Here is a 423-nt window from a genome sequence, read left to right as displayed (position 1 = left end):
GAATGGTCAGGACGGCAGCGGCTGGGGCGTCTACCAGCAGCGCTTCAACGCCAGCGGGACGAAGGTCGGCGGCGAGGAGCGGGTGAACGCGACCACGCTCAATCAACAGGACTACAACAGCGTCACCCCGCTGAAGGACGGCGGTTGGGTGGTGTCCTGGCAATCGACTGCGCAGGACGGTAGTGGCGAGGGGGTGTATGGGCGCGTCTATAACGCCGACGGGACGACGCGCGCGGCAGAGATGCGGCTTTCGTCGATCGTGGCAGGGGATCAGTTCCTGCCGGCCGTGACGGCGCTGACGGACGGCGGGTTCGTCGCGGTCTGGGGATCGGGAAGCTGGTCGAGCCCGACCAGCTTCGGCGGCCAGATGCGGGGGCAGCGGTTCGACGCCAACGGGGTCAAGATCGGCGACGAGTTCCGTAT

Annotated in this window: 1 protein-coding gene; it reads left to right on the top strand. The window is 67.4% G+C overall.

Annotated features, from left to right (window positions below):
- Positions 1-423 (top strand): hypothetical protein (locus EJ903_RS27170; protein WP_210211589.1); only part of this gene is annotated, 423 nt, incomplete at both ends.

It is taken from the genome of Azospirillum griseum, assembly GCF_003966125.1.
Lineage (GTDB): Bacteria > Pseudomonadota > Alphaproteobacteria > Azospirillales > Azospirillaceae > Azospirillum > Azospirillum griseum.
The sequence above is the reverse complement of the archived record's forward strand: the minus strand, read 5'-3'. Positions and strand labels throughout refer to the sequence as shown.